The sequence below is a fragment of the Pseudomonas fluvialis genome (assembly GCF_002835605.1).
GTDB lineage: Bacteria > Pseudomonadota > Gammaproteobacteria > Pseudomonadales > Pseudomonadaceae > Aquipseudomonas > Aquipseudomonas fluvialis.
On the sequence record NZ_PIYS01000003.1, the window covers coordinates 383,458 to 400,040 of the forward strand.

General features: G+C 63.2%; 12 protein-coding genes. All 12 read left to right on the plus strand.

Going from position 1 to position 16,583, the window contains the following annotated elements:
* The first annotated feature begins 66 nt into the window (after window positions 1-66).
* The 12 genes from alaC to CW360_RS03700 all read left to right on the plus strand — a co-directional run bounded on the left by alaC (window position 67) and on the right by CW360_RS03700 (window position 16,583).
* Window positions 67-1,290 carry an alanine transaminase gene (gene alaC / locus CW360_RS03645; protein ID WP_170307350.1) on the plus strand — a complete coding sequence of 408 codons (1,224 nt, stop codon included), beginning with the start codon at window positions 67-69 and terminating at the stop codon, window positions 1,288-1,290.
* A 295-nt stretch (window positions 1,291-1,585) separates the two neighbouring features.
* Window positions 1,586-2,863: a CmpA/NrtA family ABC transporter substrate-binding protein gene (locus CW360_RS03650; RefSeq protein ID WP_101192777.1), complete on the plus strand. Its 1,278-nt coding sequence runs from the start codon at window positions 1,586-1,588 to the stop codon at window positions 2,861-2,863.
* Between the two features lie 14 nt (window positions 2,864-2,877).
* On the plus strand, window positions 2,878-3,726 hold the full coding sequence (ntrB, locus tag CW360_RS03655) for a nitrate ABC transporter permease (protein ID WP_101192778.1): 849 nt from the start codon (window positions 2,878-2,880) through the stop codon (window positions 3,724-3,726).
* Between the two features lie 48 nt (window positions 3,727-3,774).
* Window positions 3,775-4,566 carry an ABC transporter ATP-binding protein gene (locus CW360_RS03660; RefSeq protein ID WP_101192779.1) on the plus strand — a complete coding sequence of 264 codons (792 nt, stop codon included), beginning with the start codon at window positions 3,775-3,777 and terminating at the stop codon, window positions 4,564-4,566.
* A 74-nt stretch (window positions 4,567-4,640) separates the two neighbouring features.
* A complete protein-coding gene (locus CW360_RS03665) occupies window positions 4,641-5,084 on the plus strand; it encodes a thioesterase family protein (protein ID WP_093985376.1) in 444 nt (147 codons plus the stop codon).
* A 409-nt stretch (window positions 5,085-5,493) separates the two neighbouring features.
* The gene (locus CW360_RS03670) at window positions 5,494-6,705 is read left to right on the plus strand and encodes a nitrate/nitrite transporter (RefSeq protein ID WP_093985375.1); all 1,212 of its coding nucleotides are present in this window, start codon (window positions 5,494-5,496) and stop codon (window positions 6,703-6,705) included.
* Between the two features lie 42 nt (window positions 6,706-6,747).
* Window positions 6,748-8,415: a bifunctional protein-serine/threonine kinase/phosphatase gene (locus CW360_RS03675; protein ID WP_101192780.1), complete on the plus strand. Its 1,668-nt coding sequence runs from the start codon at window positions 6,748-6,750 to the stop codon at window positions 8,413-8,415.
* A 267-nt stretch (window positions 8,416-8,682) separates the two neighbouring features.
* A complete protein-coding gene (gene nirB / locus CW360_RS03680; protein WP_101192781.1) occupies window positions 8,683-11,133 on the plus strand; it encodes a nitrite reductase large subunit NirB in 2,451 nt (816 codons plus the stop codon).
* A gap of 59 nt (window positions 11,134-11,192) precedes the next feature.
* The gene (nirD, locus tag CW360_RS03685; protein ID WP_093985372.1) at window positions 11,193-11,525 is read left to right on the plus strand and encodes a nitrite reductase small subunit NirD; all 333 of its coding nucleotides are present in this window, start codon (window positions 11,193-11,195) and stop codon (window positions 11,523-11,525) included.
* Window positions 11,526-11,593: 68 nt separating this feature from the next.
* Complete coding sequence (locus CW360_RS03690; RefSeq protein ID WP_093985371.1) at window positions 11,594-14,302, plus strand: nitrate reductase; 2,709 nt, start codon at window positions 11,594-11,596, stop codon at window positions 14,300-14,302.
* A 31-nt stretch (window positions 14,303-14,333) separates the two neighbouring features.
* Entirely contained in the window at window positions 14,334-15,071 is a 738-nt protein-coding gene (gene cobA, locus CW360_RS03695) for a uroporphyrinogen-III C-methyltransferase (RefSeq protein ID WP_093985370.1), read from the plus strand.
* A gap of 180 nt (window positions 15,072-15,251) precedes the next feature.
* Window positions 15,252-16,583, plus strand: a complete 1,332-nt coding sequence (locus CW360_RS03700) for an IS4 family transposase (protein ID WP_170307333.1) — start codon at window positions 15,252-15,254, stop codon at window positions 16,581-16,583.

The following is a 16,583-nucleotide window of genomic DNA, read 5'->3' on the forward strand; positions in this document are numbered from 1 at the left end:
ACCTGGCCAGTCTACTGGCCAACGTCGCTCGGACGGTTCCGGGCGCTTACGTCTGCTGAGGAAATCATGGCTGAACATGCCAAGCGCCGCTTTGCGCGCATCGATCGTCTGCCCCCCTACGTTTTCAACATCACCGCCGAACTGAAGATGGCCGCCCGCCGCCGTGGCGAGGACATCATCGACTTCAGCATGGGCAATCCAGACGGCGCCACCCCGCCGCATATCGTCGAGAAGCTGGTGCAGGTCGCCCAGCGCGAAGACACCCACGGCTACTCCACCTCCCGCGGCATCCCGCGCCTGCGCCGCGCCATCTCGCGCTGGTACAAGGACCGCTATGACGTGGAGATCGACCCGGAAAGCGAAGCCATCGTCACCATCGGCTCCAAGGAAGGCCTGGCGCACCTGATGCTGGCCACCCTGGACCACGGCGACACCGTGCTGGTACCCAACCCGAGCTATCCCATCCACATCTACGGCGCGGTGATCGCCGGCGCTCAGGTGCGCTCGGTGCCGCTGGTACCGGGCGTGGACTTCTTCGCCGAGCTGGAGCGGGCCATCCGCGAAGCCATCCCGAAACCGAAGATGATGATCCTCGGCTTCCCCTCCAACCCCACCGCGCAGTGCGTGGAGCTGGACTTCTTCGAGCGCGTGGTAGCCCTGGCCAAGCAGTATGACGTGCTGGTGATCCACGACCTGGCCTACGCCGACATCGTCTACGACAGCTGGAAAGCTCCGTCGATCATGCAGGTGCCGGGCGCCAAGGACATCGCCGTGGAGTTCTTCACCCTGTCCAAGAGCTACAACATGGCCGGCTGGCGGATCGGCTTCATGGTCGGCAACCCTGAACTGGTCAGCGCCCTGGCGCGGATCAAGAGCTACCACGACTATGGCACCTTCACCCCGCTGCAGGTCGCAGCCATCGCCGCCCTGGAAGGCGACCAGCAATGCGTGCGCGATATCGCCGAGCAGTACCGGCAGCGCCGCAACATGCTGGTCAAGGGCCTGCACGAAGCCGGCTGGATGGTGGAGAAGCCCAAGGCCTCCATGTATATCTGGGCCAAGATCCCCGAGCCCTATGCCCATATGGGCTCGCTGGAGTTCGCCAAGAAGCTGCTGCTGGAGGCCAAGGTCTGCGTCTCGCCGGGCCTGGGTTTCGGCGACTACGGCGATGACCACGTACGCTTTGCTCTGATCGAAAACCTTGATCGCACCCGCCAGGCGATCCGCGGCATCAAGGCGATGTTCCGCGCCGATGGCCTGCTGCCAGCCAGCCCGCGCAAATCCAGCTAGCGCGCACCAAAAAAAGGCAGCATCCAGCGATGCTGCCTCTCCATAAGCCTGCCATGCTGTCCATAGCCTCCCCTGGCGTGCGCCCGACAAACCACGCCCAGCCTTTACGACTACCTCTTAATAGGTAGCCTTGCTGTTGTTTTTAAAGGGTTTTCATCTACCTCTGAAAATTTCTTCGGGGCGCCAGGGACTACTGGCCCGCACCTTGCAAACCTCCTGTCATCGCCACCCACAACAACTAGAACAGGTGGTGCTCCTGCCTAGCCGGGCGCCGTTAAGACAGAAGGACTTTGCCATGACCGAGCGTGACAAACCCCAGGCCCAGAGCCGCCGCAGTTTCCTGAAACAATCCATTGCCCTGGCCGGCGCCGTAGGTGGTATTACCAGCCTGGGCCTGGCCGCCCCGAACAGTTTGCGCAGTGCCGCCTGGGCGGCCGGTTCCGATGCTCCAGAAAAAACCAGCCTGAAAGTCGGCTTCATCCCGCTGACCGATTGCGCCTCTCTGGTGGTAGCCGCTACCCAGGGCTTTGCCGGGAAATATGGCTTGCACATCACCCCGAGCAAGGAAGCCTCATGGGCAGGCGTACGCGACAAGCTCAACACTGGCGAACTGGACGCCGCCCACGTGCTGTACGGCATGATGTACGGCGCGCAACTGGGTCTGGCCGGACCGCAGAAAGACATGGCCGTCCTCATGGGCCTCAACCAGAACGGCCAGGCCATTACCCTCTCCAAACAGCTGCGTGAAGCCGGTGTCACAAACGGCGCACAACTGGCCGCTCACCTCAAGCAAGGTGGCAAACCCCTGACCTTCGCCCAGACCTTCCCCACCGGCACCCATGCCATGTGGCTGTACTACTGGCTGGGCAGCCTGGGCATCAACCCACTGAGCGACGTAAAAACCATCACCGTACCGCCACCGCAAATGGTCGCCAACATGCGCGTCGGCAACATGGATGGCTTCTGCGTAGGCGAGCCCTGGGGCGCCCGGGCAATCTTCGACCGTATCGGCTTCACGGCCGTCACTACCCAACAGATCTGGCCGGACCATCCGGAGAAAGTTCTCGGCACTACCCGCGCCTTTATCGAGCAACACCCCAACACGGCGCGCGCGCTGATCATGGCCATCCTCGATGCCAGCCGCTTTATCGAAGCCAGCGAGGCCAATCGGCGCAGCACGGCCAAGCTGATTTCCGGCAAGGCCTATGTAAACGCTCCGCTCAAGGTCATCGAACCGCGCTTTCTGGCTCAATACGAAGATGGCCTGGGCAACCGCTGGCAGGATGAACACGCCATGGCTTTCTGCCGCGAGGGCCAGGTCAATTTCCCCTATCACTCCGACGGCATGTGGTTCCTCACCCAGTTCAAGCGCTGGGGCCTGCTCAAGGAGCAGCCCGACTATGCCGGCCTGGCCGCCCAGGTCAACCAGACCACGCTGTATGGCGAAGCCGCCAGCCAGTTGGGCCTGGCCGTACCCGCGAACGTCCTGCGTAGCAGCACACTGATCGACGGTCAGCGCTGGGATGGCAGCGATCCGGCTGGCTATGCGCAATCCTTTGCCATCCACGCCTGATCTGGAGCCAGACCATGAATGCGCCCCTGAAAGTCCCTGCGCCAGTTCCTCAGCCGGTGAGCGCCTGGCAGCGCTTGAGCCCTTCACGCAGCACCCTGCTCAATCTGGCGCGCGCCGTGCTAGCGCCTCTTTTGGGTCTGTTGCTGTTTCTTCTGGTATGGGCGGCGATTGCCGGCCGCAGTGAAGGCCTGCCCGGCCCTTGGTCGACCTGGCAGGCGGCCCTGCTGCTGTTTGCCGACCCCTTTTATGACAACGGCCCGAATGACATGGGCATCGGCTGGAACATCCTGCACTCGCTGGGCCGCGTCGGCATTGGTTTCGGCCTTGCCGCACTGGTCGGCATCCCGCTGGGTTTCGCCATTGGCCGCTTCGCCTTCCTCAACGGCATGCTCTCGCCGATCATCAGCCTGCTGCGTCCCGTATCTCCGCTGGCCTGGCTACCGATCGGCCTGCTGGTGTTCGAGGCTGCCGGCCCGGCGTCGATCTGGGTGATCTTCATCAGCTCCATCTGGCCAATCATTCTCAACACGGCCGCCGGCGTGGCCAGCGTGCCACAGGACTACCTGAACGTAGCCCGGGTGCTCAAGCTTTCCGAGTTCAAGGTACTCACCCGCATCCTTTTCCCGGCGGTGCTGCCCCACCTGATGACCGGCATTCGCCTGGCCATCGGTGTCGCCTGGCTGGTGATCGTCGCCGCGGAAATGCTCACTGGCGGCACAGGCCTCGGCTTCTGGGTGTGGGACGAGTGGAACAACCTCAACGTCGAACACATCCTCATCGCCATCATCATCGTCGGCCTGGTCGGCCTGGCTTTGGAGCAGAGCCTCGTCTGGTTGGCCAAACGCTTCGACTATGCCAGCTGATTGACCTCACCCAGCACGCCTGCCACGGCAGGCGCAGGAGATATTCTCATGGAAAAATTCGTAGAACTCAGCCAGGTCAGCAAACACTTCGATACCAAGCAGGGACGTTTCCAGGCGCTCAGCGATGTCAATCTGAGTATCGCCCGTGGCGAGTTCGTGGCACTGATTGGCCACTCCGGCTGCGGCAAGTCGACGGTGCTCAACCTGATCGCAGGCCTGCTCGATGCCGACAGCGGCGGCCTGATCTGCAATGGCCGAGAAATCGACGGCCCCGGCCCGGAACGTGCAGTGGTCTTCCAGAACCACAGCCTGCTGCCCTGGATGACCTGCTTTGCCAACGTGTACCTGGCCGTGGAGCGCGTCTTCGGGCGTGACCACAGCAAGGCCGAGCTCAAGGCACGTACCGAGCAAGCCTTGCAGATGGTGGGGCTCAGCCATGCCAGTCACAAATACCCCAACGAAATTTCCGGCGGCATGAAGCAGCGGGTCGGCATCGCCCGCGCCCTGGCCATGCAACCCAAGGTACTGCTGATGGATGAGCCGTTCGGGGCACTGGACGCGCTGACCCGCGCCCACCTGCAGGATGAGCTGCTGCGTATCGTCACGCAAACGCAAAGCACCGTGGTGATGGTCACTCATGATGTCGATGAAGCGGTACTGCTTGCCGATCGTATCGTGATGATGAGCAATGGTCCCGCCGCCACGGTCGGCGACATCCTGCAGGTCGACCTGGAGCGCCCCCGCGACCGCCTGGCACTGGCCAACGACGCGCAATACCACGCCTATCGCAGTGCCGTCCTGGAATTTCTCTACCAGCGCCAGCAGCGCCCTGCCGCCTGAAGCAGCTAGCAGTCGTGGCGTGCCACGACTGCCAGGCGGTATACAATGGCCGCCCTGTCTGCCGAGAGAACACCATGGCCCGCCTGACCCTCGATTTCCCTGAAGAGCTGTTCTGTTTCAGCACCTCGCTCAGCGTGCGCGTCACTGACATCAATGGCGCCAATCACCTGGCCAACGACGCGCTGATCTCGATGATCTCCGAGGCTCGCGCGCGCTTTCTGCACGCCTATGCCATCGCCGAAGTCAACCCGCAAGGTATCGGGATTATCGTCACCGACCTGGCCACCGTGTATCGCGCCGAAGCCTATGCACGCGATCAGTTGCTGTTCGAAGTCGGCATGATGGACCTCAACAAATACGGCGCCGATATCATCTTCCGCATCAGCCGTCCTGCCGACGGCACGCTGATCGCCCTGGCCAAGTCCGGCTTTGTCTTCTACGACTACACCCAGTCGCGGGTCAGCCCCTGGCCCGAGGCGCTGCAGCAACGCTTTAGCCAGGCCGATCGCCTCGCCTGACACAGCACCAACACGGGGCAAACCGCGCGCACCGGCACGTTGCTGACGCCCCAGCAGCGCGCACCCAACGCCTCACCTGCGCGCCTCACCCCTGCTGCAACCCCAGCCGCAACGGGCCCTCCAGCCTGTTGGCCCGAGACTTGCTAAACCTGCCACAGCAGCAGCCAGGCGGCTGCCCGCTAGGAATCGTGCAGGCGCTTGTCAGCACCTCCTGTGCCGCCCCGCTACCGGGGCCACCGACCAGCCTATCCGGCTAGCCGGTGCCTTGCCCGCTTGCCTGACAAGCCAAAGGTGGTCTCGCCACACCCCGCCGGCCACAAGTCGGCGTCTCTCCGCACCGTAGTGTCTAGTGCCACGCACGCTAGCCACTACGGTACGGGGCCCTCTATCGCTGATACCGAGGTACGCCATGCACACAAGTTTCTGGAAAGCCGGCCACCCACCGACCCTGTTTGCCGCCTTCCTTTATTTCGACCTGAGCTTCATGGTCTGGTACGTACTTGGCCCGCTGGGCGTGCAGATTGCTGCCGACCTGGGGCTGACAACCCAGCAACGCTCGCTGATGGTCGCTACACCGATTCTCGCCGGAGCCATTCTGCGCTTCGTACTGGGCATCCTCGCTGACCGCACCTCGCCCAAGTCCGCAGGGCTGTTTGGCCAGGTGGTGGTGATTCTTGCCCTGGCGGTCGCCTGGCTGCATGGCATCCACAGCTTCGAGCAGGCGCTGCTGCTGGGGCTATTCCTCGGTTTTGCCGGCGCCTCTTTTGCCGTTTCCCTGCCGCTGGCCTCGCAATGGTATCCGCCCGAGCACCAGGGCAAGGCCATGGGCATCGCCGGCGCCGGCAATTCCGGGACGGTCCTCGCCGCGCTGTTCGCGCCTGGCCTGGCGGCCCTGTTCGGCTGGAACAACGTGTTCGGCCTGGCGCTGATTCCACTGCTACTGACGCTGCTGATCTTCGCCGGCATGGCCAAGAACGCCCCCACCCGTCCTGCCCCCAAAGCCCTGGGTGACTATCTCAAGGCACTGGCCGACAAGGACAGCTGGTGGTTCATGTTCTTCTACAGCGTGACCTTTGGTGGCTTCCTCGGTCTGGCCAGTGCCTTGCCCGGTTACTTTTTCGACCAGTACGGTTTCGACCCGGTCAAGGCCGGCTACTACACGGCGGCCTGCGTCTTCGCCGGCAGCCTGATGCGCCCACTGGGTGGCGCGCTGGCCGACCGCATCGGCGGCATTCGCTCGCTGCTGGTGATGTACACGGTAGCTGCACTGGCAATCGCCGTGGTCGGTGTGAACCTGCCCAGCGCCAGCGCCGCACTGGCGCTGTTCGTGGTCGCCATGCTGTGCCTGGGCGCCGGTAACGGCGCGGTATTCCAGCTGGTGCCGCAGCGTTTCCACCGCGAGATCGGCGTGATGACCGGGCTGATCGGCATGGCCGGCGGCATCGGCGGTTTCTGCCTGGCCGCCGGCCTGGGTGCCATCAAACAGGCCAGCGGCGACTATCAGCTGGGCCTGTGGCTGTTCGCCAGCCTTGGCGTGCTGGCCTGGATCGGCCTGTTCAGCGTCAAGCGTCGCTGGCGCAGCACCTGGGGCAGTTCGGCCATGACCGCCGCACGCGTGTGAGGCAGACTGGCATGACCGACCAGCAGCCGGAGATGGCCAGGCATGACACTGCAACTTGCCCTTGGTGAAGCCAGCCAGCGCGGGCCACGGCGTGACAACCAGGACGCCCTGCGCGTGGTCACCCCGGCGCCCGCCCTGGCCAGCAGCAAGGGCTATCTGCTGGCCATGGCCGACGGTGTCAGCCAGTGCAGTGATGGTGCACTGGCCGCACAAAGCAGCTTGCAGGCGCTGGCGATGGACTACTACGCCACGCCGGAAACCTGGCCGGCAACGCAGTCTCTGGAGCGTTTGCTGCAGGCACACAACCGCTGGCTGTTGGCCCAGGCCCCTGGGCAGAGTCTGCTGACCACCCTCAGCTGCCTGGTCTTGCGCGGTCGTCGCTATACCCTGGCGCACATCGGTGATTGCCGCATCTACCGTTACGCCGATGGCCGCTTACAGCGCCTTACCGAGGACCATGTGTGGCCACAAGCCAACATGCAGCACGTACTCAGACGTGCCCTGGGGCTGGATCAAAGCCTGCAGGTGGACTACCAGCAAGGCAGTCTGCAACCCGGTGAACGCTACCTGCTACTCAGCGATGGCGTCTGGGCTTACCTGGCAGACAGCCAGATCAGCCAGTTGCTCGCCGCCGGTCACGACTGCCAGGCTACCTGCCAGGCCCTGGTCGACAGCGCATTGCGCAATGGTGGCCAGGACAACGCCAGCGCCCTGCTGGTGCATGTACTGGGCGTACCTGAAAACGAACTGGCGGCGGAACTGCAAGAACGGCAGGATTGGCCAACCCCGCCACGCCTGCAGCCTGGCCAGCATTTTGAAGGCTGGCAAGTCGAGGCGCTGTGGCGCCGCTCGCGCCAGGCCGTGCTCTATCGGGTACGCGATGCGCAGGGACTGACCTGGCTGCTCAAGACCCTGCCGGAAGAGCTGGCGACCGACAGTGCGGCACGCCAGGCGCTGCTCCACGAAGAGTGGTTGATGCGTCGCCTGGCAGGCCAGTCTGTGGCCGACCTGCACGACATGCCTGGGCGTCGCCACCTGTATTTCGTTCAGCAGCAACTCGATGCCCAGCCACTCAGCACGCTACTCGAGCAACAGGGGCCCTGGCGTCTGGCGCCCTGGCTGGAGCTCATGCGCGCCATGCTCGGGCTGCTTGGCCAATTGCAACGACGCCACATCGTGCATCGCGACCTGACCCTGGACAACCTGCTGCTGGACGCGCAGGGCCGCCTCTACCTGGTGGACTTCGGCCTAGCCTACTGCCCCGGCCTGCACCCGGAAGCTCCCCCAGCGGGGGCCGGCACCCCCAGCTACCTGGCCCCGGAACTGTTTGCCGGCGCCGCCCCGCATAGCCAGCAGGATCTTTATGCGCTGGGCGTAGGCCTGTACCGGCTGCTCACCGGCCACTATCCCTACGGTGAGATCGAAGCGTTCCAGCGGCCACGCTTCGGCGTGGCAAAGCCACCCAGTCGCTACCGTCCAGAACTACCGGACTGGGTCGACGCCCTGCTGCTCGATGCCCTGCACGCCGATCCCAGGCAACGCTACGAGTCCGCCGAGCACTGGCAGCATGCCCTGCAACAGGGCGAACGGCGGCCATTACGTCACACGGCTCAACCCTGGCTGATACGCCAGCCATTACGCCTCTGGCAAGGCATTGCCCTGCTGGCGCTGCTCGGCAACCTGCTGTTGCTGATTGCCCTGCTGCACTGACAGCCGCGCACCTGCACCAACGTGAAGCAGACGCCCATCCCTGACTCGCCAGCTCGCACCAGAACAGCTCCGCACGCGCTTAAGTACTTCGCAAAAACCCTTTAAAAACAAAGTAAAAGTCTGTTTTTAAAGGGTTTTTAATTTTAGGCACAGTTTCTGCTTTAGCCACTACACACTGCGGCACTCGGAGAACACTCCCTGGCCAGCTGCCTTAGCAACAGACGCAGCAAGCAGGCTCAACATCCGCAAGGCATGACGGTGAGGACGATGAAAAAACTCAAGCTGGTGATGGTCGGCAACGGCATGGCTGGGGTACGCACCCTGGAAGAGCTGCTCAAGATAGCCCCGGATCTGTACGACATCACAGTGTTCGGCGCCGAGCCGCACCCCAACTACAACCGCATTCTGCTGTCACCGGTGCTGGCGGGCGAACAGACCTTCGAAGAAATCATCCTCAACGACCTCGACTGGTACGCCAAACATGGCATCGACCTGCGCCTGGGCCGCAAGGTAGTGCAAATCGACCGACGTAACCGTCGGGTCGTCGCGGATGACGGCAGCAGTGCCGAATATGACCGCCTGCTCCTGGCCACCGGCTCGTTGCCCTTCATCCTGCCGATTCCCGGCAAGGACCTGCAGGGCGTGATCGGCTACCGCGACATCGCCGACACCCTGGCGATGATGGACGCCGCCAAGCAGTACAAGCATGCCGTAGTCATCGGCGGCGGCCTGCTCGGCCTGGAAGCCGCCAATGGCCTCAAGTTGCGCGGCATGGACGTCAGCGTGGTACATATCGGCGACTGGCTGCTGGAGCGCCAGCTCGACCGCACCGCCGGCGCATTGCTGCAGCAGTCACTGGAGCAGCGTGGCCTGAACTTCCTACTGCCCAAGCACACCGCCGAGCTGCTGGATAACGGCGACGGCCGGGTATGCGCTGTTAAATTCAAGGATGGCGAGGTGATTCCGGCCGACCTGGTGGTAATGGCCGCCGGCATCCGCCCCAACAGCGAACTGGCGGAACAGGCCGGCATCGCCTGCAACCGCGGCATCCTGGTGAACGACACCCTGCAGACCTACGACCCGCGCATCTATGCCATCGGCGAATGCGCCAGTCACCGCGGTATCGCCTATGGCCTGGTGGCGCCGTTGTTCGAGCAGGCCAAGGTGTGTGCCAATCATCTGGCCCAGCTCGGCTTTGCCCGTTACCAGGGCTCGGTGACCTCCACCAAACTCAAGGTCACCGGTATCGATCTGTTCTCCGCCGGCGAGTTCATGGGCGGCGAAGGCACCGAGACCATCACCCTCTCCGACCCTATCGGCGGCGTCTACAAGAAGCTGGTACTCAAGGATGACGTGCTGGTCGGCGCCTGCCTGTATGGTGATACCGCCGATGGCGGCTGGTATTTCCGGCAGATCCGTGAACAGGCCAATGTCGCGGCCATTCGCGACCACCTGATGTTTGGCGAAAGTACCACCGGGGATGTTGGCCACCAGGGCCAGAGCAGCGCTGCCAACATGCCCGACAGCATGGAAGTGTGCGGCTGCAATGGCGTGTGCAAAGGCACCATCGTCAAGGCCATCCAGGAGAACGGCCTGTTCTCGGTGGACGAGATCAAGAAGCACACCAAGGCCGGCAGCTCCTGCGGTTCCTGCGTCGGCCTGGTCGAGCAGATCCTCATCAGTACCGTCGGTGGTGCGGCAGACGTCAAGCCGAAAAGCGAGAAAGCCATTTGCGGCTGCAGCGAGCTGACCCACGGCCAGGTACGCAAAGCCATCCGCGATCACCACCTGACCAGCCTGAGCGACGCCATGACCTTCATGGACTGGCAAACACCCAACGGCTGTGCCACCTGTCGCCCGGCACTCAACTATTACCTGATTTCCACCTGGCCGGGCGAGGCCAAGGACGACCCGCAGTCGCGCCTGATCAACGAACGCGCCCACGCCAACATCCAGAAAGACGGCACCTACTCGGTAGTCCCGCGCATGTGGGGCGGCGTGACCAACCCGTCCGAGCTGCGCCGCATCGCCGACGTCGCCGACAAGTACCACGTGCCGATGGTCAAGGTCACTGGCGGTCAGCGCATCGACCTGCTGGGCATCAAGAAGGAAGACCTGCCGGGTGTGTGGAAGGATCTGGACATGCCCTCCGGCCACGCCTACGGCAAGTCCATCCGTACCGTGAAGACCTGCGTGGGCAGCGAGTTCTGCCGCTTCGGCACACAGAATTCCACCCAGCTGGGCATCGACCTGGAACACGACCTGTTCAACATGTGGTCGCCGCACAAGGTCAAGCTGGCCGTCTCCGGCTGCCCGCGCAACTGCGCAGAAGCGGGCATCAAGGACATCGGCATCATCGGCGTGGACTCCGGCTGGGAGCTGTATATCGGCGGTAATGGCGGTATCAAGACCGAGGTAGCGGAGTTTTTCGTCAAGCTCAAGAGTGCCGAGGAAGTGCGCGAATACAGCGCCGCCTTCCTGCAGCTGTACCGCGAGGAAGCCTTCTACCTGGAACGCACCGTGCACTACATGCAGCGCGTCGGCATGGAGCACATCAAGAAAGCCGTGCTGGAAGACGAAGTCAACCGTAAGGCCTTGGCCGAGCGCCTGCGCTACGCGCTGTCGCTGGAGCAGGACCCCTGGCAAGAGCGCATCCACAGTCCGGCGCTGAAGAAAGAATTCGAACGCATCCCGGTCACCCAACTGGAAACCGCCTGACCTTGCCGGCCCGCCTACGGTGGACCGTTACCTACCTTTTCTCTGTTGGAGTACGACCCATGAACTGGATGGATATCTGCGCGCTGGACGAAATCAACCCGCTGGGCTCGCGCATCGTCGCCAGCAGCAAAGGCGACATTGCCATTTTCCGCACCGCCGATGACCAGGTGTTCGCTCTGCGTGACCGTTGCCCGCACAAGGGTGGCCCGCTCTCTCAGGGCCTGGTGCATGGCAAGCAGGTGACCTGTCCGCTGCACAGCTGGCAGATCAGTCTGGAAAACGGTGAAGCGCTGGCCCCCGACGAAGGTTGCGCACACAAGTATCCGGCCAAGGTGGAAAACGGCCGGGTACTGCTCTGCCTGGAAAAACAGCGCGACTGCGCCTGCCACTGAACGCGTTCGGCGCTTTTCGCCCAACACGGGCCCCAAGGCTGTCAGGCGTAGATCGCCGGAGTAATGCCATGACCCTGCATACCACCGCCTCTACCTGTTGCTACTGTGGCGTCGGCTGCGGCGTGCTGATCGAGCATGACGGGCAGCGCATCCACAACGTACAGGGTGATCCGCAGCATCCGGCCAACCTGGGCCGGCTATGCAGCAAGGGCGCCAACCTGCACCGCAGTGGCGACCCGGCGGCACGCGCCCTGTATCCCGAGCTGCGCCTGGGCAAAAGCCTGCCGCGCAGCCGCTGCGATTGGGACAGTGCACTGCAACATGCCGCCCAACGCTTTGCCGACACCGTGCGTGAGCACGGCCCGGACAGCGTAGCCTTCTACGTATCCGGGCAGTTGTTGAGCGAGGACTACTACGCCTTCAACAAGCTGGCCCGCGCGCTGATCGGCACCAACAATATCGACAGCAATTCGCGCCTGTGCATGTCCAGCGCCGTGGTCGGTTACCAGCGCAGCCTGGGCAGCGATACACCACCGTGCAACTACGAAGACATCGAGCTGACCGATTGCCTGCTGATCGCCGGCTCGAACATGGCGCATGCCCACCCGGTGCTGTTCCGCCGCCTGGAAGCGGCCAAGGCACGCCGCCCTGAAATGCGCATCATCGTCATTGATCCGCGGCGCACCGACACCAGCAGCCTGGCCGACCTGCACCTGGCCATCCTGCCGGGTACCGATGTCGCGCTGTTTCACGGCATTCTGCACCTGCTGTTCTGGGAAGATGCCCTCGACCAGGCGTTCATCGCCGCGCATACCGAAGGCTTTGCCGAACTCAAGCAACTAGTGCGCGACTATACACCCGCCGCTGTCGCGGACATCTGCGGCATCTCCCTGGACGACCTGCAGCACTGCGCACAACTGATCGCCCAGGCACCGCGCTTCCTGTCGTTGTGGTGCATGGGGCTCAACCAGTCCACGGCTGGCACCGCCAAGAACAATGCGCTGATCAACCTGCACCTGGCCACTGGCACCCTCGGCCGCCCCGGTTGCGGGCCTTTTTCACTAACCGGACAGCCCAACGCCATGGGCGGACGGGAAACCGGCAGCCTGGCCAACCTGTTGCCCGGTCACCGCCAGGTGGCCAACCCCCAGGACCGCGCCGAGGTAGCCGACTACTGGCAGGTTGCTCAGTTGCCCGAGCAACCCGGGCTGACCGCCATCGAACTGTTCGAGGCCGTGCGCCAGCAGCGCATCAAGGCGCTGTGGATCGTCTGCAGCAACCCGGCACAATCGCTGCCCGACCAGCAAAAAGTCCACCAGGCACTCGCCGAATGCCCCTTCGTGATCGTCCAGGAGGCCTTCGCACACACCGAAACCTGTGCCTATGCCGATCTGCTGCTGCCGGCTGCCAGCTGGGCAGAAAAGGAAGGCACGGTAACCAACTCCGAGCGGCGCATCAGCCATGTGCGTGCAGCCATACCCGCACCGGGTGAGGCGCGGGCAGACTGGGCGATTGCCTGCGACGTTGCCCGTCGCCTGGAAAACCTGCTGCGCCCCGGACAACCCAGCCTGTTCGCCTTCCAGCAGCCCGAGGAACTGTTCAACGAGTACCGCGGACTGACCCTGGGCCGCGACCTGGATATCGGCGGGCTGAGCTATGCCCTGCTCGACAGCCAGGGCCCGCAACAGTGGCCACTGCCTGTCGGCGCCCGCCAAGGCACGCCGCGCCTGTATGAGGACCTGCGTTTTGCCACCGCCAGTGGCCGTGCCCGCTTCATCAGCGAGGCTTACCGTGCGCCCTGCGAACAACGCGATGCACGTTTTCCGCTGCTCCTCAACACGGGCCGCTTGCGTGATCACTGGCACGGCATGAGCCGTACCGGCACCCTGGCCAGCGCCTTCGGGCATGTCGAGCAGGCCTGCCTGAGCCTGCACCCGGATGAGCTGCGCCGCCGTCAGCTCAAGGACGGCGACCTGGTCAAGGTACGCAGCCGCCGGGCCAGCCTGGTCCTGCCGGTGCTCGGCGATACCAATTTGCGTCCCGGCCAGGCCTGGTTACCGATGCACTGGGGCGATCGTTTCCTCAATGGACTGGGTTGCAACGTACTCACCCAGCCGGCCTATGATCCACTTTCCAAGCAGCCGGAACTCAAATTGAGCGCCATCCAGATCAGTAAACTGGTCCTGCCCTGGGAACTCTATGTATTGGTCGAGGGTGATATCCAGGCACACTTCAATGCCTTGCGCCCGTTGTTCGATGGTTTCACCTACGCCAGCTTCAACCTCACCGGGCATGAACGACCCGCACTGCAGATCAACGCCGGCAGCCTGGTCGCGCCGCAAAGCGAATGGCTGGAGCAACTCGATCAACGCCTGCAACTGCAGCAGGGCCCCGTTCTGGCCTATGACGACCCGCGGCGCCGGGTTGGCAAGCGTGTACGTATCGAACAGGGACGTATCCACACCATCCGTTTGGCCGGCGAGACTGCTGCCAGGCACTGGCTGAAAGGCCTGTGGCACAGCGGTGAGGCCGACGCACAACTGCGGCGCTGGCTCCTGGCCCCGCTGAGCACCCCGCCCGGCAATACGGCCTGCACCTTGGGCAAAACCCTGTGCAGTTGCCGCAACGTCAGTGAAGCCGCGGTCATACAAGGCATTGCCGACGGTCTCAAGTTGCCCGAACTACAGGAACAACTGGGCTGTGGTAGCCAGTGCGGCTCCTGTGTTCCAGAAATCAAGCGCCTGCTGGCCAGCCAGGCACTGCCAGTCAGCGCCTGACTGGCGTATCCCCTTGCACGAGGAGCACACGATGAACGCAAAAGTCTGGCTGGTAGGTGCTGGCCCCGGCGACCCGGAATTGCTGACCCTCAAAGCCGTCAGAGCACTCAACCAGGCGCAGATCGTCATGACCGATGATCTGGTCAATCCCGCCGTGCTGGAGCACTGCCCGCAGGCCCGTGTACTGGCGGTCGGTAAGCGTGGTGGCTGCCGCTCCACACCCCAGGCGTTTATCCACCGGTTAATGCTGCGCTACGCACGCCAGGGCAAATGCGTGGTACGCCTGAAAGGCGGCGACCCGTGCATTTTCGGCCGTGGCAGCGAAGAAGCCGACTGGTTGCGCGCCCAGGGTATCGAAGTGGAACTGGTCAACGGCATCACCGCTGGACTGGCGGGCGCCACCGCCTGCGATATCCCCCTGACCCTGCGCGGTGTCGCGCGTGGGGTAACCCTGGTCACCGCGCATACCCTGGACGACAGCCCGCTGAACTGGGCCGCATTGGCCCAGGGCGGCACCACCCTGGTGGTATACATGGGAGTAGCCAGATTGCTCGATATTCGCGATGGCCTGTTGGCCGGAGGGATGCCGGCCAGCATGCCGGTGGCGATGATCGAGAATGCCTCGCTACCACAGCAACGTGAACAGTTCTGCACGCTGGGTGGCTTGCTGCATGCGGCGCAAACCTTTCAACTTCGCGCACCGGCCATTCTGGTGATTGGCGAGGTAACCCGCCAGGCAGGTTGGCACAGCGTGGCAAGACACGCCTGAAGACTTCGCACTCCTGCGGAGCAGTCCTTGGCCCGCCATATGGCGGGCTTTTTTTGCCCGGTAGGCCAACACGGCGCGCAAAAAAACCCGGCCTTGGCCTAATGCTGTTCACTTAAGCATTTGAGCCCTGACGGGGCTTCCCCGAAAATCCGATGTCAGATCCCTGGCATCGGATTTTTTATGTCTCTGCAACAGCAACTGCTCGACTTAGGTGAACTGTTCAACTTCTCGGATCTGAGCACCTTCACCCAAAACATCCCGATCGAGTGGGTGGCATCCGCTCTGGACTTGTCCGCCCAGGCCACCATAAGGCGGCGGCGTCTGCCCAGCGATCAGGTGCTCTGGCTGGTGCTTGGCATGGCCTTGTTCCGTGACGAGCCGGTGCATGAGGTCGCACGACGCCTGAATATCTGTGCCCAGGGGCTGGCCTCTCACGACCTGCTGGCCCGAAGCGGTGTCACCGAGGCGCGTAAACGATTGGGTGCCGATCCGGTTGAGTGGCTGTTTCGTCAGACGGGTAACCAGTGGGGTTGCGAGCGCTATGAGGGCGATACCTGGCAGGGCCTGCAAGTATTGGCCGTGGATGGCGCACTCCTGCGCACCCCAGACACGCCTGAACTCCGAGAGCATTTCGGCTCCGGCAATACCTCCACCGAGCGCCAGACGCCGTTTCCCATGCTGCGACTGGTAGCCCTGATGAACGTGCGCTCGCACCTGATTCTGGATGCGCAGGTGAGTCCCTACCGGCGCAGTGAGATGCGCTTGGCCGATGAGTTTATGCAGCAGATTCCCAATCAGTCGGTGACGCTGTTCGATAAGGGCTTCTGGAGTGCCGACTTGCTGTTGCGCCTGGGCGCCGCAGGGGAAAGCCGGCACTGGCTGATTCCGGCCCGCCAAGGGCTGGTTGGCGAGGAAGTCGCTCGTTACGGCAAGGGCGATCGTTTGCTGCGCATGAAGGTGTCGGCACAGGCACGAAAGCGCAACCCCGACCTGCCGACGCACTGGGAGGTACGTGAAGTCAGCTACGCCGTGAAGGACAAGATCAAGACAGTGCTCACCTCGCTGCCTGCGGATACTTACAGCGCCAAGACCATCGCCAAGCTGTATCAGGAGCGCTGGGAGATCGAGCTGGGCTTCCGGGATATCAAAAGCTCTCTGCAGCAGAATGCGATGACCCTGCGCAGCAAGGTAACGGAGCTGGTCTACCAGGAGGTCTGGGGCTTGTTGTTGGCCTACAACATCATCCGCCGCGAAGCCGGTCAGGCAGCCGTCGCCTTCGGCCGCTCTCCGGGCGACATCCGCTTCAAACCAGTAGCTCAATACATCGCCGTGCAATTGATCGTGATGGCGGCGGCCAACCCGATTTCAGCAACAGGAACACGATTGTCGGAGCTGAGAGCAGGAATCGGTGGGCTGTTTCTGGATCACCGTCCAAGGCCATCAAGACCAAGGACGGTGAAGATCTCAAAGACCCGTTATCCAGTGGATCGAAAGGCTGCTCCGCTTAAGTGA

What these genes read in the sequence shown, in the direction of transcription:
- CW360_RS03675 (WP_101192780.1), top strand. Translation starts at nt 6,748, where the DNA reads ATGACACTGCAACTTGCCCTTGGTGAAGCCAGCCAGCGCGGGCCACGG.
- cobA (WP_093985370.1), top strand. Translation starts at nt 14,334, where the DNA reads ATGAACGCAAAAGTCTGGCTGGTAGGTGCTGGCCCCGGCGACCCGGAA.
- CW360_RS03690 (WP_093985371.1), top strand. Translation starts at nt 11,594, where the DNA reads ATGACCCTGCATACCACCGCCTCTACCTGTTGCTACTGTGGCGTCGGC.
- CW360_RS03665 (WP_093985376.1), top strand. Translation starts at nt 4,641, where the DNA reads ATGGCCCGCCTGACCCTCGATTTCCCTGAAGAGCTGTTCTGTTTCAGC.
- CW360_RS03670 (WP_093985375.1), top strand. Translation starts at nt 5,494, where the DNA reads ATGCACACAAGTTTCTGGAAAGCCGGCCACCCACCGACCCTGTTTGCC.
- CW360_RS03650 (WP_101192777.1), top strand. Translation starts at nt 1,586, where the DNA reads ATGACCGAGCGTGACAAACCCCAGGCCCAGAGCCGCCGCAGTTTCCTG.
- CW360_RS03700 (WP_170307333.1), top strand. Translation starts at nt 15,252, where the DNA reads ATGTCTCTGCAACAGCAACTGCTCGACTTAGGTGAACTGTTCAACTTC.
- nirB (WP_101192781.1), top strand. Translation starts at nt 8,683, where the DNA reads ATGAAAAAACTCAAGCTGGTGATGGTCGGCAACGGCATGGCTGGGGTA.
- ntrB (WP_101192778.1), top strand. Translation starts at nt 2,878, where the DNA reads ATGAATGCGCCCCTGAAAGTCCCTGCGCCAGTTCCTCAGCCGGTGAGC.
- alaC (WP_170307350.1), top strand. Translation starts at nt 67, where the DNA reads ATGGCTGAACATGCCAAGCGCCGCTTTGCGCGCATCGATCGTCTGCCC.
- nirD (WP_093985372.1), top strand. Translation starts at nt 11,193, where the DNA reads ATGAACTGGATGGATATCTGCGCGCTGGACGAAATCAACCCGCTGGGC.
- CW360_RS03660 (WP_101192779.1), top strand. Translation starts at nt 3,775, where the DNA reads ATGGAAAAATTCGTAGAACTCAGCCAGGTCAGCAAACACTTCGATACC.